General features: G+C 41.8%; 1 protein-coding gene. It reads right to left on the bottom strand.

Annotated elements, in window-relative coordinates:
* A partial coding sequence (locus tag F0U44_RS24200; RefSeq protein WP_149730616.1) for a hypothetical protein occupies positions 1-443 on the bottom strand: 443 nt, incomplete at both ends.

The raw sequence follows: 443 nt of genomic DNA, 5'->3' as shown, positions 1-443 counted from the left end.
ATATCAAAAGGTACTTTTCCTTCGTCGAGCATCTTCATAATTTCAGTCATTGGCACGGAGTCTTCTTTAAATATGACAAATTCATTCGAATTGCGGATAATCTTGTTCTCACCAGCGGTGAGTTTAGTTGTGAACCAGTCCAACTCGAAGCATTTCATCCAGTTGTCCTCTAATGTGAGAGGTATTCCGTTGTCATCGTATTTGGGAGCCAGGAAGATTTTGACAACAGCGTCACTGGCGACATTAGAATCAACCTCAATGTTAACGTTGAAGGGGCTGTGGTTCAATCGTGGCTGGCGCACCTTAACGTCATGGACGTGGTTGTTCTTAATCTCCTCTTTACTAAAGTACACGCTGTTGCTGGCGTCGAATTCAAAGTTCTCGAAGAATGTTGTCAATTTATCGACTTTAACATCAGTTATCTTGACACCATCAAAGTAAAG

This window comes from Nocardioides humilatus (genome assembly GCF_008373755.1).
Classification (GTDB): Bacteria; Actinomycetota; Actinomycetes; order Propionibacteriales; family Nocardioidaceae; genus Nocardioides; species Nocardioides humilatus.
This window is presented reverse-complemented; position numbering and strand designations above follow the sequence as displayed.